This window comes from Embleya sp. NPDC127516 (assembly GCF_044765325.1).
In the GTDB taxonomy this organism is placed as follows: Bacteria; Actinomycetota; Actinomycetes; order Streptomycetales; family Streptomycetaceae; genus Embleya.
In genome coordinates, this window is record NZ_JBIWJT010000038.1 from 1 (window position 1) to 22,791 (window position 22,791).

The window sequence follows — 22,791 nt, forward strand, 5'->3', positions numbered from 1 at the left end:
GACCTCGACGACGTCTTCTTCGCCCTCACCGGCGGCACCGACCAGCCGAAGGAGGCTGTCCGATGAGCTCCCTCTCCCTCGCCGTACGCGACTCGTCCACGATGCTGCGCCGCAACCTGCTGCACGCGCGGCGTTACCCGTCCCTCACCCTGAACCTGCTGCTCACGCCGGTCATCCTGCTGCTGCTCTTCGTCTACATCTTCGGCGACACGATGAGCGCGGGCATGGGCGACGGCGGAGGCGACCGCTCCGAGTACATCGCCTACGTCGTCCCCGGCATCCTGATGATGACCATCGGAGGCACCGTGGTCGGGACCGCGGTGTCCGTGTCCATGGACATGACCGAGGGCATCATCGCCCGCTTCCGCACGATGGCGATCCACCGCGGGTCCGTACTCATCGGGCACGTCATCGGCAGCGTCCTGCAGTCGATCGCCAGCGTGTTCCTGGTGGGTCTCGTCGCCGTGGCCATCGGCTTCCGGTCCACCGACGCCACGGCCCTGGAATGGCTCGCGGCGTTCGGCCTGATGGCACTGGTCGCCCTGGCGCTCACCTGGGTCGCGGTCGGAATGGGCATGGTCAGCCCCAACGCCGAGGCGGCCAGCAACAACGCGCTGCCGCTGATCGTCCTGCCGCTCATCTCGAGCGCCTTCGTCCCGATCGACGCGATGCCGGGCTGGTTCCAGCCGATCGCCGAGTACCAGCCGTTCACCCCGGCCATCGAGACCCTGCGCGGCCTGCTGCTCGGCACCGAGATCGGGCACAACGGATGGCTCGCGGTCGCCTGGTGTCTGGCCCTCTCCGCGCTCGGCTACGTCTGGTCCAAGGCGGTCTTCAACCGCGACCCGAGGTAGTCCGGGACGAACCCGCGGGCCGTCTTCCGCAACTTGTCCCACTCGGGGCGGCGTACACCGACACCACGTCGGCGTGCGCCGCCCCCGTTGTGTTTCCGGTTGTTCGTCGGGGCCGGGCTCGGGCTCGGACTGCGGACATCGAGCGTTGGAATTCGGACTGTGTCGGGGTCCGTTCGAGCGGGGTGGGGTGGGCAGGGTGGGGTGTGGCGCGGCGCGGCGGGGTGGGGCGATACGGGGCGACATCCGCGGACACGACGTCGCAGAACTGTCGGTGGCCTGACCGGCGCGACCCCGCCGTGCTCCGAGCCGCGGGTCGCGAGCCGCTCACCGCGTACGGCGCTGACGGATGCAGTTTTCCGAAGGGTGGAGGATGCCCTCGCTCGGGGTCTGGCACGCTCGGTGCCGGCGCTACGCCGGCGCCCCCGCCTCACGGGCGCGGAGATGCGTCCCACGCGCGAGGGCGGCGGCACCTCGGTACGACGAACAGCCGCCCCGAAGCCGCCCGCCGGATTCCGGGTTCCGACCTTGCCGGCGCAAGCTCCCGTGCGTGCGAGCCGGGGTCAGCGCACACGTACTCCGTCGATGGCGATCGCAAGCAGGAGATCGGCCTCGACCGGACCGTCGACATCCTGCTCGGTAGCCAGCGCGATGGCGCCGACGAGCTTCAGCAACCGCGTGATGGTGATGCCAGGCCGCACGGCGCCCGCCGCCTGGGCCCGTACAAGGAGCGCGCCACCCGCCTTGGTGATCATGTCGTGGCAGGTCTCGCCCAGCCCCGGATCCCCGTCGCGCATCAGCGACGCCCCCAGGCCCCGGTTGGCTACGGCATGCGCACCGACGGCGTGCAGCCAGGTGGACAACGCCTGGCCCGGGTCGGGTTCGGCGAGCAGATCGCGCGCCCTCGCACACAGGGCTTCCACCCGGTCCTTGAAGACCGCCTCCAGGAGTGCCTGCCGGGAGGGGAAGTGGCGGTGCAACGTGGCCGATCCGACTCCCGCGCGGCGGGCGACCTCCTCCAGTGAGGCGTCGGCGCCGTACTCGGCGATCAGGGCCCCGGCGGCGGCCACGAGCTTCTCGACGTTGCGGCGGGCGTCCGCGCGCATCGGTCGGCCGGGCGGGGCGGCGTCCTTGGGCACGGGCACTCCTGACGGCTTGAAAAGTGGGGTGGTCCTCCATATCGTAGCGAACAAGAAATGGAGGGCCACCCCACTTATGGCGTGGCTCCCTTCCGCACGGAAACGATGGAGAAAACAAACGTGATGCCGACGCAGAAGACCGTCGTGGTTGTGGGAGCAACCGGCTTGCAGGGCAGGGCTGTCGTACATCACCTGCTCCGCGACGGCCGGCACGTGCGTGCACTGACACGTGATCCGAACGGGGTGCAGGCCGCCGCCCTGGCACAGGCAGGCGCGCAGGTAGTGCGGGCGCGGATGGAGGACGTCGACTCCCTGGCCGCTGCGGCCGAGGGCGCCTGGGGCCTGTTCAGCGTCCAGCCCACCGTCGGATCGCCGGGCACCGCACCGGACTTCACCGCCGAGGACGAGGTGACCTGGGGCATCAACGTTGCCGAGGCGGCGCGGGCCGCGGGTATCGGGCACTTCGTCTTCACCTCGGTCGCCGGAGCGGACCGACACCGCGAGGAGAAGCTTCCGGTGAACCTGGTCGCCAAGTGGCGGATCGAGCAGCACATCGCGGCACTGGGGCTGCCCGCGACGATCCTGAGGCCGGTGTCCTTCATGGATAACTTCACCGGCGGCTACGCGCTGCGGAACGGGAATCTGTCCACCGGGCTCGCCCCCGACATCTCCCAGCAGATCATCGCCGTCGACGACGTCGGCGCCGTCACCGCACTGGCGTTCTCCCGACCGAAGGAATGGATCGGCCGAGCGGTCTCCCTCGCGGGAGACGAACTCACCCCGGTTGAGATCGCCGCGGCCATCGGGAAAGCACTCGGCATACCGCTTCCCTACATACAGATTCCGATCGACGCGATCCGGGCCCTGAGCGAAGACTTCGCCTACGCCAACGAATGGCTCAACGAACGCGGCTACCGCGCGGACATTCCCGCCACCCGGAGGATCCACCCGGGCGTGACGGACTTCCGCACGTGGCTGGAGAGCACCGGCGCAGCCCGGATCGCCGCATTCCTCGACGCCGAGCGCACGGCCGGACAGGACGCATGAGCACCCGCACGCACATCCGCATCAACGGTGACACGCACGGCCTCGGCCATACCCACGGCCACCGCCACACCCACGGCCTCGGACGCGTCGGGATCTGGGCAGGGGACTTCGATCGTCTTCGCGCACCCGAGATCCGTACGGCCGCCGCCGCGATCGAGGAACTCGGCTTCGGCACGCTCTGGTTCCCCGAGACCACGGGACGGGAGGCCATGGCCCAGGCCGCGATCCTCCTGGCGACCACCCGGCACATCACCGTGGCCACCGGCATGACCGACATCTACGCCCGCGACCCGATCACAACCGCCGCCGGGCAGCGCACCCTGGACGAGGCGTTTCCCGGACGGTTCCTGCTCGGCATGTGGGACAGTCACCCCAGCCTGGCCCAGGACATTCGCGGCCACCGCTTCGGCCCGCCCCTGGCCACCATGCGCTCCTACCTCGACGCGCTGGACATCGCCCCGTTCGGGCCGCCCGACACCGCGACCTCACCGAACCGCGTACTCGCCGCCCTGGACCCCGACATGCTCGCCCTCGCCGCCGAACGCGCCCGGGGCGCAACGGTGTTGGGCATGCCCGTCGAGTACACCCACACCGCAAGAACCATCCTCGGGGACGACGGCCTCCTGGCCATCACCCAACTGTGCGTACTGGGCGACGACCAAGCGGCCACCGCCGACCTGGCCCGCGCCACCGCCGCGGACGCACTGCCGAACCGTCACCAACTCCTGCGCGGACTCGGACACGAGAATCCGGAAGCCCTCGACAACCGGCTCGTCGACGCCTTGGTCGCCCACGGCCGCGCCGGGGACATCGCCCACCGCGTCCAGGCACACCTCGACGCCGGAGCCGACCACGTCAGCCTCCACCTCGTAACGTCCACCCCCGGCTCCCCGCCCATACGGCAGTGGGAGCAACTGGCGAAGCACCTACCCGTCTGACGCGGCACGACCGCGCACGAACCCGGACGGCGGCGCGCGTACCGAACCCTGAAGAACGGTGGCCAGGAGACTTGTACGGCGCGATCGTGAGCGAAGCCCCACGGCGGTGGAACCGAACCGGGTGAACCCGTCTTCCTGGGATTGAAGTTGCCGTTACGGCATCTCCTACGGCCGCGCGAGTGATGAGCCTGGCCGACCTGACGGCGGCCGCGGCCACCGGCCGACGCCGAGCCCGTGCAGGCCGAGACCGACGCCCGCTGCCGCGCCTTGACCGAACTGCGGCCCGTGTCCGCCGAGGAGTACCGCACCATCGGCCGCACCTGCGTGGCCAACGACGCCTGGCACGCCGCATACGCATCCGAGGCAAGCGCACCATTCCTGGCGGCATACCAGCGGGACGCCATCCAGGCATACACCACCACCCGGCTGCACTGACCCCCACCGCCGAACTGCCCCTACAACAATGGCCCCTGCCGGCGACCACACCGACAGGCTCCACCTCGCCCGACCCCGCAGGCACCGGGCGAGGCGCCGTCCGTTCTCGCGCTCAGGCTCAAGCTCAGGTTCCGTGGCTCAGGTTCCTTGGCTCAAGTTCAGTGGGCTTCACGAAGTGTGATGTAACGGCGTCCCGGGAGCGGAGCGAGGCGTCGGAGGATCACCCTGCGCGCGTGTTCCCGGCCTCGGCGCGCGTGCGTTGGTACGATCACGCATGACCTCACAGCGGGCGAACGGCGTCGAACTCGGCATCGAGAGCTTTGGTCGCGACACCGATCCGCTCGTCCTCCTGGTCGGCGCAACCACCATGCTCTCGTGGCCGGATGCGCTGTGCGAGCGGCTTGCGGCGGGTGGACGACGGGTGGTCCGCTACGACCTGCGCGACTGCGGAGCCTCGACGACCGTCGACCCGGAGGCGCCGGCGTACAACCTGCGCGATCTCGCCGCCGACGCCGCCGCGCTGGTCGGTGCCCTCGGCGCCACGACGGCCCACCTCGCCGGAATCGGCGTCGGCGGAATGGTTGCCCAGGTCGCCGCGCTCGACCATCCGGACGCGTTCTCGGCGCTGACCCTGGTGGGCACGCGGCCGGTCGCGCCCGGCCCCGTCGACGACGACCTGCCGGACCACCACGCGGCGACGATACAGGCGTTGTTCTCCCGTCCCATGCCCGACTGGAGCGACCGGACGGCGGTCGCGGCATACGTCGCCGAAGGCGCGGAGTTCCTTGGCAACGACCCGGAACAGGTACGCAGGACCGCGGCCCGGATCTGGGATCGCACGCCCTCGACCGAACCGGCGGTACAGCAGGCGAATCAGCTCGCGATGGTGTTCGCCCGCCTCGACTGCGCGCCGCGCTGGCGCGAGCGCCTGGGCGACCTCGCACTTCCGACCCTCGTCGTGCACGGACGCGTCGACCCGTTCTTCCCTGTGGGCAACGGCGAGGCACTCGCCACGGCAATCCCCGGAGCACGCCTGCTCGTCCTCGACAAGATGGGCACCGTCATCCCCGACACGGCGGCCGACAAGCTTGCGGCGGCGATGCTCGAACGTTGACGCCGCCTACGACTCTCGGAACCCGGGCCCACGGCTTCACGGTTCGGGTCGAGCGGCCCGGCACGGTGCGGCTGCTGCTGCGGATCCCGTGACGCGCCGGTCATGCCCGACGTGGCACTCGTCGAGTGAGCCGGAGCCTCAACGACCGACGCCACACGCTTCGTGCGCGGAGCCGCCGTAGGCGAGAGCGAGGCGGGTTGCTGCGTCGATCACGGCAACGCCCGTGTCGGAGGCGCAGGATAGGGTCTCCGCGTTGATTGAGGCCGGTCAGAGCACCTTCGAGGTCCGCGGTCATGGGGGGTGGGGCCGGAAGGGCACAACTGAACACAGGCAAGCCCACTTCGTGGAGGCCCTACCGGCATCCATACCTCACCCCCCTTCAACGCCCCGCCGCAGCACCGGTTGTGCGAGGGGACCGGACCGGCGGCTTGGAACGCCCCGGCCGCGCCGACGAGATCTGGGCCCGATCCCAGGCCACCTTCCTCAGCAAGGTTGTCGGCCCGCACTTCGAACAGATCTGCCGCGCAACAGACATACGATGGGCGCCGGCCGGAGCACACCGGCTTGAAGGTGTCGTCGCATGGTGATCGGGTGATGGGCGCGAGGAAGCGAAGTCAGGGCGTGGGCGGGACGACTCGGTGAGTTCATGGCCGCGTTGGAGCTTGTTCGGACCTCTCTTCGGCCAAGGGAGCGGACTACACGATTCGGGGTTGCCGGTGGTGTCGCGGCGAAGGGCCCTCGGGTGAAGCCATATTTGAAGAATTACCGTGCCGAGGACCCCATCCTCAAGGCGGTAGGAGTCGGCGTCGGCGTTGCAAAGGACTCCCGGCCGACCCCGTTCCGGGCTCCTCGTGGGATCACACCTGACGATCCGTTCTACCGCCAGGTGCTGGCCGCACGTTCCGTAGCCGAGGTGGGGGACCTGCTGCACACCAAGTTCGGCCAGGATGTCGGGGAGGTCGTTGTCGATATAACCGGTGCGGACCTGTACATCGCCAAATTCGTCGCCATGGCCGCCGGACACTGGTCCGGACTGCACCCGGGACACGACAACCTCGGCTACCTCGGAATCAAGGACACCGACTGGGGCAACGACCTGTACGCGGCTCACGCGAATCCGGCCGGGGCGGTCCTCCTGCATGCGACGAATTTCAGAGGCGAGGGCTACCGGGATCGGCTGGCAGAGGGAGTCGTCGGGGGTATCGAGCACGTCATTGACGATTCGCCCGAATACGCGGCGATCACGCACGTACTGCACGAACTGTCCCATATCGAGGCGTACAGATTCGGCGGCGAGAATCACTCGTTCATGCCCAACATCCTCAAGGCAGACAGGAAGGCCGCTCGCAGAGCCAAACCGCGGTTCAAAAACACCTCGTCGCGTCGGACAGCCCAGCACCCGGCCTTCGCGCGATTCCCCCGGCTACGTCTATTGGACGACAAGGCGATCGCCGAACAGATCAGCCCCTACGCCGCAACGGGCAAAGAGGAGACCTACGCGGTGGCGAAAGCCAAGGTCTACATCGCCGGTGATCAAGCAGGGGACGCCAGCCTCATGGTGGCGGGCCTGGGGCCGTCCATCGCCGCGGAGATCGCCGCAGCCCCGGGGCTGGTCGTCACGTTCAACCATCTGCGCCACCACCTCGACGAGGTAACCGGTCTGGAAACCACGAACCTGGTGGCTCGCCGTCGCGAGATCGAGAACGCCCGCGCCCTCGCCGAACAAGCGAGACAGGCCAGACAAGCCCGTGCGCAAGCCACCCCGCGCCGAGGACTCCGGTCGCTGTTTCGTCGGGGCCGGCACACTCCCACTCCCGCGGTCGTGCAGTCACGCCCCCGACAACCGCTTTCCCTTTCGACTCCACCCGGCACAACCAAGCCGACGCACAGAACGAACGCGTTCGGACAGCGAGTTACCGCTGCGCCGGATTCGGGGTCGAGTGTCGGACCCGCGACCCGCACGCTGCGCGCCGGCGCCGTGGCAGTGGCAGGAGCACACGGCCCTGCGGTTCCGGTGACCCCACATCGCCATCACATCGTGCTCGGCGGCAAGTTGGCGTCGGTGCTCGGTCCCGCGAGTGAGGCAGTGCCGCGTGTGGGCTCGGGCGTGGTGAATACAGCGGCATCGCCTCCGGCGGGTGTCGGGAAGGGGGATGACCGCAGTCGGTCCAAGGACTCCGGGAGGTCCCCACGCGGGTTGGGGTGAGCCGGATCCGGATGGCGCGCACGACTGGTGGGGGCCGCCTGGTCCACCCGTATGCGACGGCTCAAAGCCTTGGCTCGGCGCTCGGATTGCTGTTCGATCCTCTCCCCGGGGCGGGGCGGTGCTCCACATCGGCGCCGGGCTCGGTGCGCGCTGCCGATATTCGCCGCCCGACCGCTACCGGTATTCGTCAGGTCCGACGATGGGAGTGCGAAGCACGCCGATGGATTCGATTTCGACCTCGACGACGTCTCCGGGGCGGAGGAACTGCGGCGGGGTCATGGCCACGCCGACACCGGCCATGGTGCCGGTCGCGAGCACATCGCCGGGGAGCAGGGTCACGGTGTCGCTGATGTAGGCGATGATGCGGGGAATGTTGTGCAGCATCTCGGAGGTATTCGCCTTCTGCCGAAGCTCGCCGTTCACCCGTGTGCAGAGGTCGAGGTTGTGCGGGTCGTCGATCTCGTCGGCGGTCACGAGGACCGGTCCGATCGGTCCGCTCCTGTCGGCGTTCTTGCCAAGCGTCCACTGGGTGGTGCTTGGGAGCAGCCGCAGTCGCCGTGGGATCGATAGCGGCCCGGCTGCGAGCGCAGTACTCGGCGTGGTGACGGCGTACGTGGTGACGGCTCACATGGCGGGGATCACCGGGCCGTGCCGGCACTCGGGGTTGAAGTGGTGGAACAGCGCTGTGCCGATACCCGTGCCGACCGTTCCCGGGCAGGGCTGCGCGGCCTGCGGGGCGGCAATCGATCGCTTGTGCTCCGATTCGAGCGCCGCGAACGTGGCCGGCTCCCGGCTCGGTGCGGGGTACGTGGAATCCCGGATTACGCGGATACCCGGGCGACGGACGCGACCGATGATGTAGCGCCGGCGGGCGCCGGCTCATGTCCGCGTTCGTCCCGGACCAGGGCGTCGGCTCACCCCATCAGGTCCCCGCCCTCATTCGCCCGCCCACGGCACCAGGACGGCTCGGGCGATCGTGTGCCCGACGGTGAGGAAGCCGAGGGCGGCCGGGGTCGACTCCGGGGTGACGCCGAGGGCCCTCACGGACGGTACGTCGAGTGCGTTGATGGCGATGTGGTAGTGGTGCTTGCCGGTTCCCGGCGGGGGTGCGGCGCCGACGTAGGCGGTCGCGCGTACGTCGTTCGCGATGTGGAAGGCGCCATCGGGAAGTCCGCCGTCGCCGAGCGCGCCCGCGCCGGCGTCGAGGGATGTCGCATCGGCGGGGATGTCGGCCACCGCCCAGTGCCAGAAGCCGGACGGGGTCGGGGCGTCGGGGTCGTACATCGTGACGACGAAGCTGCGGGTGGCGGGCGGGAATCCGCTCCACGACAACTGCGGGGATCGGTCCTCGGCGCCGGCAACGCCACTCATGGCGGCGAACTGCGCCGGTGACAACGGCGCTCCGTCGGTGACGTCCGCGCTTGTGACCGCGAAGTCGGGAACGGCGGGCAGGGTGTCGTACGGGCCGGTCATCGGGTCTCCCATCGGATCTCGATCGGGGTGCTTCTCGATCGAAGTGGCTGCTGACTTTCAATAGTCAAACACACTTTTAAAAGTTTTGCCATCTGTCGAATGTTGTAGGATCCGTCGCGTGGTGAGAGAAGCCGGGCGGCAGACCCGCAGCGAGGCGGTACACGACCGCATCCGGGCCGACATCCTGAGCGGCCGGCTCAGGCCCGGCCAACGGCTGAAGTTCCCCGAGCTCAGTGAGCGCTACGGGGTGAGCACCGGCGCCGTACGCGAGGCCCTGCTCAGGCTGGTCGCCAGGAACCTGGTCAGCTCCGAGGCACACCACGGTTTCCAGGTCACCGACGTGACCGCCCGCGGGCTGGCCGCCCTGACCGACGTACGCACCGAGATCGAATCCCTCGCCCTGAGCCGCGCGATCAGCGAGGGTGACCTCGCGTGGCACGCCCAGGTGCTGGCCGCCCACCACACGTTCGAACAGACCCCACGCGGTGACGGCGACCAGCCCACCGCGGACTGGCTGATCGCCCACACGGACTTCCACACCGCGCTCCTGGCCGGCTGCGCCAATCCCCGCCTGCGCGACCTGGCCTCCTCGCTGAGGGAAGAGGCCGAGCTCTACCGGCGGTGGTGCCGCCCCACGCCGGAAGACGCGCGCCACTGGACCGAACAGGCGGTCCACAAGGAACACCGCGACCTGCTCGACGCGGTCATGGACCGCGACAGCGAACGTGCCGACACCATCCTCCGCAGCCTGATCGGCGCCACATCAGGCATGATCCTGGACACCGAACCCCACCCGTGATCCCAGCCGACTCCCCAAGCGTTACGCGTCGATCCCACGACCGGCCTCCCGGTCCACGAAGCACGGCGCGCGGGGCAAGGCCCCAGACCACTGTCCGCCGCGCGGGCCCTTCCGGCCCAACAGGGGATGCAGCGGCGGGCCGCGATGCCGGCGACGCGACGACGGGCGTTGTCCGGGCGCAGGTCCCCGCCGGCATCGCCGCCGGCCGCCACCGCGTGCTCCGGGCCGAGGCGCGATCGGGGCCGGACCCGGCCTGGGGGCGCTGATCGAGGCGACAACCGACCTCGACTCGGCCGCGCGTGTTCGCGCGGCCGCCCGTCCCGCCTGATCACCGATCTTGGTGCTCGCCGCGGCTCCGCTCCCGGAGGAGGGCCTCCGCGCGGTCGATGATCTCGTGCTGGGTGGTGCCGAGCGTGGCGTACAAGGCGAGGAGCTCCTCGGTGGCATGCGGCGGCAGTCCCGCGTCCCGGCACCACACCCTCGCCGTGGCGTACCCCTGGCGCAGGGCCTCGAGGTCGGCGGCGAGCTGCATCCGGACGACGCGGGCCGCGACGTCCGGATAGTCGTAGAGGACCTGGTGCCGGCGGTAGAAGGGCAGTCCGGCGTCGTCGAGGAGAGTCGGCAGCGTGCGTTCCCGCCACGCGATGTCCACGACAGACCAAGCGGCCTCCGCGAGCGGCGTCCGCCTCGGCACGACGACCGCGCGAACACCGGTCCCGCGTGTCCAGGAGTGCCGCCGGACCGTCCTGACCCGAGGGCGGGCGATCTTGATCCGCACAGGCGCCTTCGCCTCCGCGTCGCGCGCGCGGCGCATCGCGGTGATGCTCTTCGCCAAAGGCGCGTCCTTCAGTTCCTCGACCACACGACCAATCGTACGCACATGTGTTCGAATGCGAGTACGTCTCGGCGTGCCGCGCACCGGCCGAAAACGCCGTCACATCAGCCGAGAGGCGATTCACCCGGGTAAACGGCGACACGGGTGTCCGCTGTTATGACCACTCCGACCCGGCGGGTCGCGCCTCGCGCACAACCGGGCCCATGCGCCCGGCGGCTCGCCCAGCCACGCCAGGGACGACCCGGGTCGCCGGGGGGTGGGTGGGAACGAACGACCGCGACCCGATGACCTCACGGCGGAGCAATCCCCGCGCCTGCCGGGCCGATCCACTAGGGAAAGTCCCCGATGGCTGTGCGGACTTCGCTCCTCTAGCGTCGTGTCGTGCCGGGCGAGTGGTTCGGCATCCACCCGCGCGGGACGGAGATCCGATGCAGGCGATCGTCCAGGACCGATACGGCTCACCCGACGTGTTGCGGGTCGAGGAGGTGGGCAAGCCGACGATCGCCGGCCACGAGGTCCTGGTCCGGGTCCGGGCGGCGTCGGTCAACGCGCGCGACTGGCACGTCATGCGGGGTGACCCGTACCTCGCACGGCTGGTGTTCGGACTGACCAGGCCGAAGATGCGCATCCGGGGTACGGACTTCGCGGGTGTGGTCGAGGCGGTCGGCGAGAACGTGAAGCGGTTCGCTCCCGGCGACGAGGTGTTCGGCGAGGTGGAGGGCGCGTTCGCGGAGTACGTCGCGGCGCCGGAGGACCTGGTGGCGCGGATGCCGTCGAACGTGACCTTCGAGCAGGCGTCCGCGCTGCCGCTGGCGGCGAACACCGCGCTGATGGGCCTGAGGGATGCGGCCCGAGTGCAACCGGGGCACAAGGTCCTGATCAACGGCGCGTCCGGTGGCGTGGGCACCTTCGCGGTCCAGATGGCCAAGGTGTTCGGCGCGGAAGTGACGGGTGTGTGCAGCACCCGGAACGTGGATCTGGTCGGGTCGCTCGGCGCGGACCATGTGGTCGACTACACCCGAGCGGACTTCGCGAAGGCCGGCGCGCGGTACGACGTGGTGTTCGACCTGGTGGGAAATCGAACCCTGAAGGACATGCGAAGCGTGTTGACCGCGGAGGGGGCCCTCATACTCTCCGGCGGCGGGATGTCCGAGGGCGGAAGCCTGGTCGGCCCGATGGGCCTGATCGTCAAGGGACAGGTGGTGTCGCGCCTCGCACGCCAAAAGATGCTGGTCCTGACCGCGAAGGCCGGCCGGGAGAACCTGGAGGCGCTGGCGGAACTCACCGGTTCGGGCAAGATCACCTCGGCCATCGACCGGACCTACGCGTTCGACGAAGCCCCCGAAGCCATCCGACACCTCGAGGTGGAACACGCCCGCGCGAAGGTCGTCATCACCCTGTGATCCTGGTCGGATTTACTCCGACTTCAGGTGATATGCCATCCTGTGGCGGATCGCCCGGTGACAGCGCGGCGGGTCCGGTCCCGGTTCGTGGTTCCGGTTCGCGGTCCCGGCTTGTGGACGAGAGAACCTTCGCTCCGAGTGCCCGTACGCCGGGGCGGTTGCCTTCACCGGCCTGTTCGGCCGAGCCCGCCGGCTTCGTGGGCGCCGCGCCGTAAGGAACGCGCCCCGCACAGGTCTCACGGGCACCACTGGCGGTCGGCCTTCGCGTTCCGGTCGAAGTGGACCCGCACCGGCGGGCCCTGTGGCGGGGTGTACTCCAGGGTGCGGTTGCCGAGGAAGCGTACGTTCGCGATCTCGCCCTGCGCCTTGTCGCACCTGTCCAGGATCCACGTGCTCCGGTTCAGACCCACGTCTACGCGAAGTATCAGGCCGTATGCGCGGTCGCGGTGGGCGGTTTCCTCGTAGTCCACCCGCACCGCCCGGGTTCGGCCGTCCGGCGACACCGCCACGACCTTTTCGGTGGAATCGGGGCCGGCAAAGAGGGGCGTGATGACGGCCGCCACGGCGGCGAGCACAACTCCCGACACCGCGGTCAGCACCACGAATGCCAAAGCACAGACGCGGATCAGCAAGCCGCGGGCGGTCGCTGCCACCTCGGCGGCGATCAGGCACCAGCCGATCGCGGCCGGGACGATCTCGCTGGACAGGAATCCGCGCTCCAGCAAGTCCAGGTTCCACGGATTCGGCTCGACGAGCCGCGACACGGCAAACGCTGCGGCGGCCGCCCCCAACAGCACCAGCCTGCGGACGACCACCGCGACCCGAATCCAGTCTCCGGGCGGGTCCCACCCGACCTCGGGCGACGACGGGACGGGCAAACGCGGCCGAGCCCGCCATCGAGCCCGCCACGCGTCGTACCGGAGTCGCCGCCCTGGCGGAGTCGAAGGTGTCACCGGATCAGCGGCCACACCACCACGGTAGAACCCGCCCCGGCCCGCCACCACAAAACCGACGAACTACCTTGAGGGCAAGGCCATTTACGGTGGCGGGCGGCGATCGAAGCCGAGACGGCCTTTGCCTTCGCCGGCGCCGACATGCCGCGTTGGGCTCGATCACGAGAGGCCATCTGCCCAAGTCGATCGCCATCGGCATCGGCAACTGCGGGCGGCCCGGGCTCGGACGTTCGGGCCCTCCGTCACCCGGTAGGCCACGGAATCCGCACAGGGCGGGCTCCGGGCAGCATGGCGTCTCCGGCCCCGACGAAGCGCGCCGGCTCGCGCCACCCGCATGGCAACTTCGTACACGGGCCGTAGGAGCGCGTAACCGCCCTCGCGGACGTCCGAGATCGTCCGGGACGCATACCTTCCCGACTCTCTGTCCGAGCCCTGCGCGCAGGCGGTGCGATGGCGTCCTGCGCGGCCGTCCGAGGTCGGCCGCGGATCGGTGTCGGCTGCGCCGGACAGCCGGACAGCCGGACAGCCGGACAGCCGACACCGGCAGGCCGCCATCGGCGCGTGGAGGGGAAACGCCCGACAAGGGGCGACGGTGGCGTGTCGGCCGACATGCGCGCCGTACGGATTCCCGGACGCACGTGTCGGGTTGCCGGACACGCGCGTGTCGGGTTCCGGACACCGACACCACCGAGCCCGACACGACATGTCGTCCCACCCGCCACGGGCCGGCGCCGCCATGTCGGCCGACACACACGCGTACTGAACCACCCGACATATGTGTCGGGTTCCCAGAGGTCATCGCCGCCCGACAGGACATGTCGGCGGACACGCTCGCCGTACGGGCCCCCGACAAACGTGTCGGGGAGCGGGCAGGCCGAACCGACGGCGTCGTCGAGGCTCTCCATCCGGGCCCGACCCGTTCGAGGACGAACTCGCGGCATTCCCGCGGTCGAGTGGTGGGGCTGCCTGCCTGTGCGTCGGTTTGGGAATGGTGCCGGATGCCGCGTTTGCGCAGGTGGGTCCGGATCGCGGGGGGGGGAGGAGTACGCGACCTTCGCGATCACGTCGGGCGGTGGGAGGCTCCGGCCGGGTCAACGGACGTCCCGGCGCTCGGCGTTGCGGATCAAAGGCGGCGGCTTCGACGGCCTCGGCCCGCCAGAGGGGGACGGCCGTACGCAGCGCTCGCTCAGTGCGGCGATGCGTCCAGGTAGGTGAGGACGGCGAGTACTCGGCGGTGGCCGGCGTCGGAGGCGGCCAGGCCCAGCTTGGCGAAGATGTTGCCGATGTGTTTGTGCACCGCGTTGTCCGACACCCGCAGACGCGCAGCGATGGTCGTGTTGTCGAGGCCCTCGGCGACCAGACCCAGGACCTCCCGCTCACGTGTGGTCAGCGCCGCCAGCGGATCGTCCCGGCGGCGGACGACCTGCGCGATGACCTCGGCGTCGAGGGCCAACCCTCCCGCCGCGACCTTGCGCAGGGCGTCGACGAACTCGGCGACCCGGCCGACCCGATCCTTCAACAGGTAGCCGACGCCGTGGTGGCCGGTGGACAGCAGTTCGGTCGCGTACGTCTGCTCGATGTACTGCGACAACACCAAGATGGGGAAGTCCGTCCGGCGTCGCCGTAGTGCGATCGCCGCCTGGAGTCCCTCGTCGCGGAACGACGGCGGCAGACGTACGTCGACGATGGCCGCCTGCGGATCGTGCTCCTCCACCGCCGCGAGCAGGTCGTCGGCGGTCTCGACGACCCGGGCGACCTCGAAGCCGTGTTTGGCGAGGATGAGTTGCAGACCCTCCGCGAGGAGCACGTTGTCCTCGGCGATCACCAGCCGCACGGCAGCTCCACCGTGATGGCCGTCGGGCCGCCGACCGGGCTGTCCACCGTGACCTCGCCGTCGAGCGCCAACGCGCGCCGGCGTATGCCCGCCAGCCCGGTACCCCGTGCCTCGTCGGCACCGCCCGTCCCGTCGTCGGTGACCCGGATCCGCAGCCGGCCGTCATCGCGTTCGACGGCGACCGTGGCGGCGGAGGCCCGACTGTGCTTGGCCGCATTGGTCAGCGCCTCGACGACCGTGAAGTAGGCGACGGTCTCGACCGCGGCGGGTATGTCACCCAACTCGTCCATGTCGAGCCGGGCAGGCACACCCGAACGCGCGACGACCGCGGACAACGCACCGGGCAGCCCGCGGTCGGCGAGGATCGGCGGGTAGATCGTACGAACCACCTCGCGGAGTTCGGCCAGAGTGGCCTCGGCGCTCGCGTGTGCGCGTTCGATCAGTGCCTCGGCCGTGCCCGGTTCCTCGCGCACCGCCTGGCGCGCCAGGTCGAGATGCATCGTCATCGCGACGAGCCTACCTTGGGCGCCATCGTGCAAGTCGCGCTCGATCCTGCGCAGTTCCGCGCCGTGCGCGTCGAGGACGTCGGCGCGGGTCCGGGTCAGCGTGGCCGCGCGAAGCGCCAACCGCTCCGCCTTGGACGGCGCGAGGAGACGATTCTGCGCACGCGCGAGCGGCGGCAGCACGAGGCACGCCACAGCGCTGAGGGCGACGACCTGAAGGACGCCGAGCAACAGCGCGTCACCCCAGCCGTCGATCGGCACGTCGATCCACAACCGTGGGCGGTTCTCGGGCGAAAACGCCCACCAGGCGGTCGTGCCGATCACGCCGACGACGAAGTTGCCGATGACGAGCAGTACCAGGAGGCCCGTCGGAACGCCTGTCAACGCGTTGAGCGCCAGCCGGCGGCGCGTGATCGGAGACGACTCGCCCGGTACGCCGAGCCAACGCCGCGCGGCGGACCGCCGACGGTCCGCCCAGTTGCCCGCCGACCCCGGACGCGGGAGGAAGAAGAGACCACCGACCGCGGCGACCAGGTTGCCGAGCAGGTATGCGCAGGCGCGCCACGCGTTCGCTCCATACATGCAGGTCAGTATCGCTACAGGGGTACGGCCCCGGCACTACAGCAGGCTGTACCGCAATACCTCCAGCCGGCCGTATCGGCGACGGCCCCGGCCGCGCCTAATTTTCCAGGCATGAAACGCCACCTTCGCGCCGCACCGCTGACATTGACGCTGGTCCTGGGCGCCACCGCAACCGCCGTCCTGATCGCTACGCCCACCCTGGGCGCGGCGGCGACGCCACCGTGCTCTCCGACCGCGGCCGGCAACGCATCCGTCGGAAACGCAGACGCAGGCAACGTAGCTGCCGGCAAGGTAACCGCCGGCAATGTAGCCGCCGGAATCGCAGCCATCGGCAGCGCGGCGATCGGGAGCACGGGAGCGCAGAACCCCGCCGGCACCTTCGACATGCCCGACTACCCGAAGCTGCGCCGCAACACCGAGGCAGTCTCGGCCCTGGGAATCCCCGCTGTTCAGGCGAGGGCGACGACCGGCTACGCCACCTGCGCCGCTCGCGTCGGCGTCGCCGATGTGCGTACCGGACGCGCGATCCCCGCCGACGGCGCGTTCCGGATCGCCAGCACGTCCAAGTCCTTCACCGCCACCGTGGTCCTCCAACTCGTCGGCGAGGGACGCCTTGGACTCGACGACCCGGTCGAACGTTGGCTGCCCGGGATCGTGGCCGGCCGACCGATCACGATCCGCCAACTGCTCCAACACACCTCAGGTCTGCAGGACGCCCTCCCGACGTGGAATTCCAAGGCGGAGTACCTGCAGGTGCGCCACCAGCGTTTCTCCACAAAGGACTTGGTGGCAAACGGGGTCGCCCTGCCGCAACTCTTCGACCCCGGCGAAGGTTGGGCCTACTCCAACACCGGCTACATGATCGCCGAACTGCTCATCGAACGCATCACCGGACAGCCGTGGGACCGCGAGTTCGAACGCCGCATCTTCCGGCCGCTGGGCATGCGACACACCTACTGGCCCGGGACCTCGCCGGACATCCGGCTGCCACACGCCAAGCAATACCAGCGCTTCGACGGCGAACTCGTCGACGTCACCTCCCAGATCCCCTCGTACCCGGCCGGCGGCATCGTCTCCACCACCCGCGATCTCGACACCTTCTTCCGGGCACTCCTCGGTGGACGTCTCCTGCGCCCCGCCGAACTGACCGCGATGAAGACCACCCGGCCGGTCAGCTCCGAGATCGAAGAGATCTGGCCCGACGGCCGGTACGGCCTCGGGCTGGTCTCCCGACCTCTGCCCGGCGGTGATCGCTACTGGGGCCACGACGGCGGCGACTCGGGATCCATCGTGATCCTCGGCGTCACCGAAGACGGCCGACGAGGAGCAGTGGTCTCCATGAACTTCGCCCTCGACGGAAGCAAGCCCGAATTGCTCTCCCAACAACGCGCCGCCGACAAGGTCGTCACCGACGCGCTCCGGCCACCTCGGTAGCAGCCGCACAAGGGGTCTGGAGATCGGTGACCGGGTCTGAAGACGGCAGATGCGGCGGCCCGGGACGGGCCGGCGCCTGCGTCCGGGTCGTCACCGTCCTGCGACCCAGCGCACCCGCGGGTCGACCGGGCACCGCGGCCGTGGCTCCCCGCCACATGCGGGATCGAGCGGCCGCAACGGACGGCGGCGCGGATCCGGCCCGCGGTGCCTACACCGCGCCCTCACCGCCGAGGATCTCCGCGCGGTACCGGAGTTCGCCGACCTTCATGACCTCGGCCGTCCAGTCACCGGGAGTTTGAATGTGCCCGGTCCGGCGTGTCCGCCGCCCATCCAGGAGTGGACTCTGCCGCCCCGGAGAGCATGACGAACATGGCGTTGGTGTCGAGCCCGGCAGCGCACTGATTCGTCTCCAGCGTGCCGTGGACCGACCGCAGTTAGCGTGCCGTGGACCGACCGCAGTTGACGACCTTGGCGAGGGAGTGCTGGTTACCGAGGTTCCGGACCTCCGCTGTGCTGCCGTCCACCCGTGTCTGCGTGTGGACCGGGGGACGCCGCCGCCTTGGCCGTGGCGGTTGGTGCGTCATCGATTCCTCGGCCGGTTGCCGCTCACCTGTGGACCGCGGCCGCGGCTGGGGCAGGGGCCGCCGGCGTTCCATTCGCGGCAACTCACGACCCTGCCGTGGCCGTATGGCTCGCTGTGCGCACCGTCGCAGATGCCGACCGCGTGTGCGCGGTGCCGAGAGACGCTCGACCTGTGCCTCTTCGGCGGAACCGAGCCACGGGACCCGATCGGGGCGTGCCCGGGTGGCGGCGATCGTCGTAGACGCCCAGGAGCCGTGTCGGGCGATGTTTGTCCGGCCTCGTCGTGTGATATCCGCTCGCCGAGGTGGGCGCGGTGCCCGCTTCGAAGCCGACCCCGGAAGGATTCCAGCATGCCCACGGTGACCACTCGCGACGGTGTCGAGATCTTCTACAAGGACTGGGGCAGCGGTCGTCCGGTCGTCTTCATTCACGGCTGGCCACTGAACGGCGACGCTTGGCAGGACCAGATGAAGGCCGTCGCCGACGCCGGATTTCGCGGCATCGCGCATGACCGGCGAGGTCACGGTCGCTCGACACCGGTGTTCGACGGCTACGACTTCGATACCTTCGCCGACGACCTGAACGACCTGATCACCCGATTGGACCTGCGGGACATCACACTCGTGGCGCACTCGATGGGTGGCGGCGAACTCGCCCGATACATCGGGCGCCACGGCACACAGCGGGTCGAGTCGGCGGTCCTGCTCTCCGCGATCACGCCACTCATGCTCCAGGGCCCCGACAATCCGGAGGGCGTACCCCAGTCCGTCTTCGACGACATCAAGAGCGGCATCCTCACCGAGCGCTCGCAGTTCTGGAAGGACACCGCGGTCGGGTTCTTCTCCGCGAACCGCGACGGCAACAAGGTCACCCAGGGCAACAAGGACGCGTTCTGGTACATGGCCATGGCCGAGACCATCCAGGGCGGCGTCGCGTGTGTCGACGCCTTCGCCTACACGGACTTCCACGCGGACCTCGAGAAGTTCGACGTTCCCACGCTCATCGTGCATGGCGACGACGACCAGGTGGTGCCCATCGACGCCACCGGCCGCAAGAGCGCAAGGATCATCCCGAACGCCACCCTCAAGGTCTACGAAGGCGGTTCCCACGGCATCGCCCTCGTCCCGGGCGACAAGGAGAAGTTCAACAGGGACCTCGTCCAGTTCCTCAAGAGCTGACACGGCCCGGCTGGGTAGGGCCTCGCAAACCCTTCGCGTGCAGGTCTCGGCCGCCCCCCTCAACCGGGCCCGTGCCGTGTCCGGGTCGCCCCGCTGCCGCGCGATCCGGACAGGCGTGTGCAGGGTGTCGACCTTCCCGAAACGGCAGGCCGTGGGTTCGGGAGGGGCGCGCCGACAAGCCGGATTGTCGAACGGGCGAACACCCCCGAGGCACTGGGTGTCGTCGCACGCCGGGCACGCCATCGGCTCGATCTGTCGGACGTTCGACCCGTCGGACGGGCTCGCGCAGCGGTTCGCCTGCGGTGCCGACGAAGGAGACGGGTACGGGCCGGGCACCGACGATCGCCTCGACCCGCACCGACCTCCACGCGGCGGCGGTGGCGGCGACGTCGATGCCGGTGTCGGTGTCGAAAGCGATGCCGGTGTCGATGCCAATGCCGGTGCCGATGCGACGTGGATGTCGGTGCGGGTGCGGGGTGTGGGTGCGGTAGAGGTGCAGATGCGGCCGTGGATGGAGGTGGGTCAGCAGGACATGGGGTTGGGGAAGGTCTCGGTTTCCTTGGCGGGTGTGGTGCAGGTGGAGGACTTGCCGCTGGTGAGGTCGCGGGGCTGGGTCTGGTCGCGGGTTCCCAGGACCAGGCCCAGTCCCAGGGGCGCGGCGGGAGCGGTGGTGGGATAGCGGACGAACTCCCAGGCCGGGAAGAGGTCTCCGGTGAGTTTGGCGGAGAAGGTCTTGCCGGTGGGGGTCAGGGTCGCTCGGGCGTTGATGCGTCCGAGGGAGAAGCAGGTGCTTGGCCCGAACTCGGATGGGACGCAGACCTTGTCGTTCCAGGAGTTCGCCGCGGACATGCCGATGCTGAGGCCGCCGTCGGCGGTCTTGGACACGGAGAACAGGTTGCGTTCGTCCTTGGAGGCGTCGCCCACGGAGGCGGCATCGGCGACGAACGCGATTGGGAGCGCGTTACGGCACAGCGTCTCCGCGGCGCCGCCGGGCCGGGAGATGCCGACGGCGCAGGATCTGTGGACGTACACGGCGACTTCGCCGGTCCCGGTGTTCCACGCGATGGTGGCCTTGGCGGGCACGACCGGCAGGCTGCTCCAGGAGCGGTGGTCGCCGATGGTGTCGCTGAGGGTGTCCTTGTTGCGGATGAAGGCGCGGGTGATCACCATGCCCCGGTCGATGCCGGGTGCGACCGAGGTGCGGGCGACCCGGTCGCCGGGGGAGGGGGTGGACTTGAAGTACTTCCGGACCGCCTCGTCGTGGTTGCGGTTGGGTTGGGCGGCGGTGGCCCGGGTGCCGAACGCGGGGCGGGCGCCCTCGCGGCCGTCGCGTACGGCGACGACGAAGTAGTTCATGCAGGTCTCGGTGACCTTGGTGTGGGTCCAGGTCGTCTTGGTCTTGAGGTTGTCTTTGACGCGGCGGTACTTGGCCTTGTCCGGGCCGAGAAGGTCGCATCCGGCGGCGGCGTAGACGCGGTAGTCGTCGGCGCCGGTGACCTTGGACCAGGACAGTTGCACCGTCTGGTTGCCGGGCTTGGTTTTGAGGTTGCGTACGGCGGGGAGCGCCGGTGCGGTCTTGGCCGGGGTGGTGGTGAAGGCGGAGGTGGATGCGGCGAGTTCGACGGCATCGGTGGTGACGGCCAGGCCCCGGCCGTCGTTCGAGGGGGCGTCGGGGTCGGAGGCGGAGACGGGGGAGGGGGCGGATCGGGTCCGGGATGTGTCGGCGGGGGTGGTGACCGTGATGCCGGCGGCGAGAGTGAGGCCGCCGACGATCGTGGCGATGACGGTGGATCGGGAGAGTCGGAGGGGGATTTTCACGTGTGCTCCTTGTTCGGTCGTACGCTCGCCCGTTCATTCGTTGTTCGGCGGTGTCGCCGCGACGGGCGTCGCGTTCGGAGGTGAGGCCTTCGGTGTCTCGCGTCAGGCGCCGACGCGGTCCGTCTGGACGATGTTGGACATCGTCGGCCGTGACGTGAGGGGTCGGGACGCGACGAGGGTGTCGTCGGCGGGTGCGTGCGGTTCGACCTGTCCGGGCTTGGCGGGGTCGAATTCCGTGCATCGGGGCTTCTTCTTGTGGGGCGAACGCTTGGTCGGAGTCTTGGCCTTCGGTGTCTTGGCCTTCGGTGTCTTGCTCTTCGGTGTCTTGCTCTTCGGGTTCTTGGCTTTCGAGGTCTTGGGCTTCGAGGCCTTGCCCTTCTTTGCGTCCGGTTGAGGGGTGGCCTTTGCGCGGGCGGGTGCGGGGGAGCAGGTGCGGTCGGGCCGGGTCTGCGAGTCGCCGGGCTTCGTCGCGTCGGTGGGGGCGTCGGTCTCCGGCGGCTCGGTCGAGTCCGTCGAACCCGTCGAGTCCGTCGAACCCGTCGAACCCGTCGAACCGGTTGAACCGGTTGAACCCGTCGAGTCCGTCGAGTCGGTGGTGGTAGCGGTGTCGTTCGTGTCGGTTTCGTTGGTCGGGTCCGCCGGGTTCGTCGAGCAGTCGGCCTGTTTGGGGGTCTGGGCCTCCGGCTTGTCGTCCGGATCGGGAGGCGTCTGGGTTTCGTTCGAACCCTTGGGGCATGCGCAGTCGTTCGACGTCTCGGCTTCGGGTGCCCCGGTGTCGGATCCGCCGGCGTCGGCGTTCGTCGGGGTCTGGGGAGTGTCGGGCTGCGTGCCGACCCCGTCGTTCTCGGGCTCGTTCTTCGGGGCCGGGGTGGATGTCGTGTCCGGTTCGGCCTGCTCGTTGCCCGACTCCTCGGAGCCGGGGTCGTCCGCCGCTTGGTCGGTCGCCGCAGGCTCAGGCGCCTTGTCTTCGGGTTCCGTGTCCTTGGGTTCCGTGTCCTGAACTTCGGTGTCCCCAGCTTCCGAAGCCTGGGATTTTGGGTCCTGGGATTCCGTGCCGTCGGTCTTGTTCGATGCGTTCGAGCCGTCTGCCGTCTCGGTCGAACCCCCGCCGCAGCTCTCGTCGTTGGTGGGGGCATCCGACCCGTCCACGGCCGGGGGCTTCGCGTCGGGCCGGTCGGTGGGCTTCTCGGGCGGGTGCCGGTCGCCGGGGCAGGAACACGCGGGAACGCTCTCCGGCGCCTCGGGGTCTCGGGTGGAGGAGGTATCGGTCCGCGGTGTCGCCTTGGTGTCGGGGCGGGTGTTGCGTGGTGGAGCCGCAGGCTCGGGTGCGGTGGTTTCGCGGGGGACGATGCCGTGGGTCGCGGGGCGTCCGCGTTCGGAAGCGGCCGCGGGTCCGGCGAAGGCGAGCGCCGGTACGCCGAGCGCGGCTGCGCCCAGCAGCAGGCCGACGGGCCGCAGCAACCGGTGTTGTGGCGTGTCCCTGCGGTGCCTTCCGGGACCGGCTGCGAACAGTCGTCGTGTCACGGGGGTTTCTCCTCGTCACTGGTCGGCTCGAACACGGCCGAGCCTCCCCGCCGGTCGCATCGTCCGGCCAGGGATTGGGGCGTCCGGGACTGTCCGGAGTCGTCCGCGCAGGTCAGCGGGCTTTCCTGAGGTCGCTTTCGCGG

General features: G+C 69.7%; 19 protein-coding genes. 10 read left to right on the forward strand and 9 right to left on the reverse strand.

Annotated elements, in window-relative coordinates; translation table 11 throughout:
• The first annotated feature begins 62 nt into the window (after positions 1-62).
• Complete coding sequence (locus ACIRL2_RS43660; RefSeq protein ID WP_395873048.1) at positions 63-854, forward strand: ABC transporter permease; 792 nt, start codon at positions 63-65, stop codon at positions 852-854.
• A 560-nt stretch (positions 855-1,414) separates the two neighbouring features.
• Here ACIRL2_RS43660 and ACIRL2_RS43665 read toward each other — a convergent pair.
• Entirely contained in the window at positions 1,415-1,990 is a 576-nt protein-coding gene (locus tag ACIRL2_RS43665) for a TetR/AcrR family transcriptional regulator (RefSeq protein ID WP_395873049.1), read from the reverse strand.
• Between the two features lie 123 nt (positions 1,991-2,113).
• Between ACIRL2_RS43665 and ACIRL2_RS43670 the strand changes: the two genes are divergently transcribed.
• The 5 genes from ACIRL2_RS43670 (at position 2,114) to ACIRL2_RS43690 (ending at position 7,730) form a co-directional block, all read left to right on the forward strand.
• Entirely contained in the window at positions 2,114-3,037 is a 924-nt protein-coding gene (locus ACIRL2_RS43670) for an NmrA/HSCARG family protein (RefSeq protein ID WP_402240154.1), read from the forward strand.
• Entirely contained in the window at positions 3,034-3,975 is a 942-nt protein-coding gene (locus tag ACIRL2_RS43675) for a TIGR03620 family F420-dependent LLM class oxidoreductase (RefSeq protein WP_402240157.1), read from the forward strand. The genes ACIRL2_RS43670 and ACIRL2_RS43675 overlap by 4 nt, the downstream gene beginning before the upstream one ends.
• A 234-nt stretch (positions 3,976-4,209) precedes the next feature.
• Entirely contained in the window at positions 4,210-4,410 is a 201-nt protein-coding gene (locus ACIRL2_RS43680) for a hypothetical protein (protein WP_402240158.1), read from the forward strand.
• Between the two features lie 274 nt (positions 4,411-4,684).
• A complete protein-coding gene (locus ACIRL2_RS43685) occupies positions 4,685-5,524 on the forward strand; it encodes an alpha/beta fold hydrolase (protein WP_395873054.1) in 840 nt (279 codons plus the stop codon).
• 742 nt (positions 5,525-6,266) lie between these two features.
• On the forward strand, positions 6,267-7,730 hold the full coding sequence (locus ACIRL2_RS43690) for a hypothetical protein (RefSeq protein ID WP_402240160.1): 1,464 nt from the start codon (positions 6,267-6,269) through the stop codon (positions 7,728-7,730).
• 174 nt (positions 7,731-7,904) lie between these two features.
• Here the strand turns inward: ACIRL2_RS43690 and ACIRL2_RS43695 are convergent, their stop codons facing one another.
• Positions 7,905-8,294 (reverse strand): fumarylacetoacetate hydrolase family protein, encoded by a 390-nt coding sequence (locus ACIRL2_RS43695; RefSeq protein ID WP_395873133.1) that lies wholly within the window; start codon positions 8,292-8,294, stop codon positions 7,905-7,907.
• Between the two features lie 372 nt (positions 8,295-8,666).
• Positions 8,667-9,203, reverse strand: coding sequence for a YbhB/YbcL family Raf kinase inhibitor-like protein (locus tag ACIRL2_RS43700; protein ID WP_402240162.1), 537 nt, complete (start codon positions 9,201-9,203; stop codon positions 8,667-8,669).
• Between the two features lie 118 nt (positions 9,204-9,321).
• Here ACIRL2_RS43700 and ACIRL2_RS43705 point away from each other — a divergent pair, with 118 nt between their 5' ends.
• The gene (locus ACIRL2_RS43705) at positions 9,322-10,002 is read left to right on the forward strand and encodes a GntR family transcriptional regulator (protein ID WP_395873057.1); all 681 of its coding nucleotides are present in this window, start codon (positions 9,322-9,324) and stop codon (positions 10,000-10,002) included.
• Between the two features lie 328 nt (positions 10,003-10,330).
• Here ACIRL2_RS43705 and ACIRL2_RS43710 read toward each other — a convergent pair whose 3' ends face one another.
• Entirely contained in the window at positions 10,331-10,864 is a 534-nt protein-coding gene (locus ACIRL2_RS43710) for a hypothetical protein (protein WP_395873058.1), read from the reverse strand.
• 401 nt (positions 10,865-11,265) lie between these two features.
• Here ACIRL2_RS43710 and ACIRL2_RS43715 point away from each other — a divergent pair, with 401 nt between their 5' ends.
• Positions 11,266-12,240, forward strand: a complete 975-nt coding sequence (locus ACIRL2_RS43715) for an NAD(P)-dependent alcohol dehydrogenase (RefSeq protein WP_402240165.1) — start codon at positions 11,266-11,268, stop codon at positions 12,238-12,240.
• A gap of 236 nt (positions 12,241-12,476) precedes the next feature.
• On the opposite strand, the gene ACIRL2_RS43720 is transcribed toward ACIRL2_RS43715, so the two are convergent.
• The 3 genes from ACIRL2_RS43720 to ACIRL2_RS43730 all read right to left on the reverse strand — a co-directional run bounded on the left by ACIRL2_RS43720 (position 12,477) and on the right by ACIRL2_RS43730 (position 16,112).
• A complete protein-coding gene (locus ACIRL2_RS43720; RefSeq protein ID WP_402240168.1) occupies positions 12,477-13,055 on the reverse strand; it encodes a hypothetical protein in 579 nt (192 codons plus the stop codon).
• A gap of 1,324 nt (positions 13,056-14,379) precedes the next feature.
• On the reverse strand, positions 14,380-15,027 hold the full coding sequence (locus tag ACIRL2_RS43725; RefSeq protein WP_395873062.1) for a response regulator: 648 nt from the start codon (positions 15,025-15,027) through the stop codon (positions 14,380-14,382).
• Positions 15,015-16,112: a sensor histidine kinase gene (locus ACIRL2_RS43730; RefSeq protein ID WP_402240170.1), complete on the reverse strand. Its 1,098-nt coding sequence runs from the start codon at positions 16,110-16,112 to the stop codon at positions 15,015-15,017. Before ACIRL2_RS43730 ends, ACIRL2_RS43725 begins: the two co-directional genes overlap by 13 nt.
• 111 nt (positions 16,113-16,223) lie before the next feature.
• On the opposite strand from ACIRL2_RS43730, the gene ACIRL2_RS43735 reads away from it, so the two are divergent.
• The gene (locus ACIRL2_RS43735) at positions 16,224-17,546 is read left to right on the forward strand and encodes a serine hydrolase domain-containing protein (protein ID WP_402240172.1); all 1,323 of its coding nucleotides are present in this window, start codon (positions 16,224-16,226) and stop codon (positions 17,544-17,546) included.
• Between the two features lie 932 nt (positions 17,547-18,478).
• Positions 18,479-19,306 (forward strand): alpha/beta fold hydrolase, encoded by an 828-nt coding sequence (locus ACIRL2_RS43740; protein ID WP_395873065.1) that lies wholly within the window; start codon positions 18,479-18,481, stop codon positions 19,304-19,306.
• Positions 19,307-19,828: 522 nt separating this feature from the next.
• Here ACIRL2_RS43740 and ACIRL2_RS43745 read toward each other — a convergent pair.
• Both ACIRL2_RS43745 and ACIRL2_RS43750 read right to left on the reverse strand, forming a co-directional pair.
• Positions 19,829-21,124 (reverse strand): hypothetical protein, encoded by a 1,296-nt coding sequence (locus ACIRL2_RS43745; protein ID WP_402240174.1) that lies wholly within the window; start codon positions 21,122-21,124, stop codon positions 19,829-19,831.
• A gap of 102 nt (positions 21,125-21,226) precedes the next feature.
• Entirely contained in the window at positions 21,227-22,648 is a 1,422-nt protein-coding gene (locus ACIRL2_RS43750; RefSeq protein ID WP_402240177.1) for a hypothetical protein, read from the reverse strand.
• Positions 22,649-22,791 lie beyond the last annotated feature (143 nt).

Excerpts from the sequence above, each read along its gene's own strand:
- ACIRL2_RS43740 (WP_395873065.1), top strand. The coding sequence starts at position 18,479 with ATGCCCACGGTGACCACTCGCGACGGTGTCGAGATCTTCTACAAGGAC.
- ACIRL2_RS43685 (WP_395873054.1), top strand. The coding sequence starts at position 4,685 with ATGACCTCACAGCGGGCGAACGGCGTCGAACTCGGCATCGAGAGCTTT.
- ACIRL2_RS43700 (WP_402240162.1), bottom strand. The coding sequence starts at position 9,203 with ATGACCGGCCCGTACGACACCCTGCCCGCCGTTCCCGACTTCGCGGTC.
- ACIRL2_RS43660 (WP_395873048.1), top strand. The coding sequence starts at position 63 with ATGAGCTCCCTCTCCCTCGCCGTACGCGACTCGTCCACGATGCTGCGC.
- ACIRL2_RS43735 (WP_402240172.1), top strand. The coding sequence starts at position 16,224 with ATGAAACGCCACCTTCGCGCCGCACCGCTGACATTGACGCTGGTCCTG.
- ACIRL2_RS43715 (WP_402240165.1), top strand. The coding sequence starts at position 11,266 with ATGCAGGCGATCGTCCAGGACCGATACGGCTCACCCGACGTGTTGCGG.
- ACIRL2_RS43670 (WP_402240154.1), top strand. The coding sequence starts at position 2,114 with ATGCCGACGCAGAAGACCGTCGTGGTTGTGGGAGCAACCGGCTTGCAG.
- ACIRL2_RS43675 (WP_402240157.1), top strand. The coding sequence starts at position 3,034 with ATGAGCACCCGCACGCACATCCGCATCAACGGTGACACGCACGGCCTC.
- ACIRL2_RS43730 (WP_402240170.1), bottom strand. The coding sequence starts at position 16,112 with ATGTATGGAGCGAACGCGTGGCGCGCCTGCGCATACCTGCTCGGCAAC.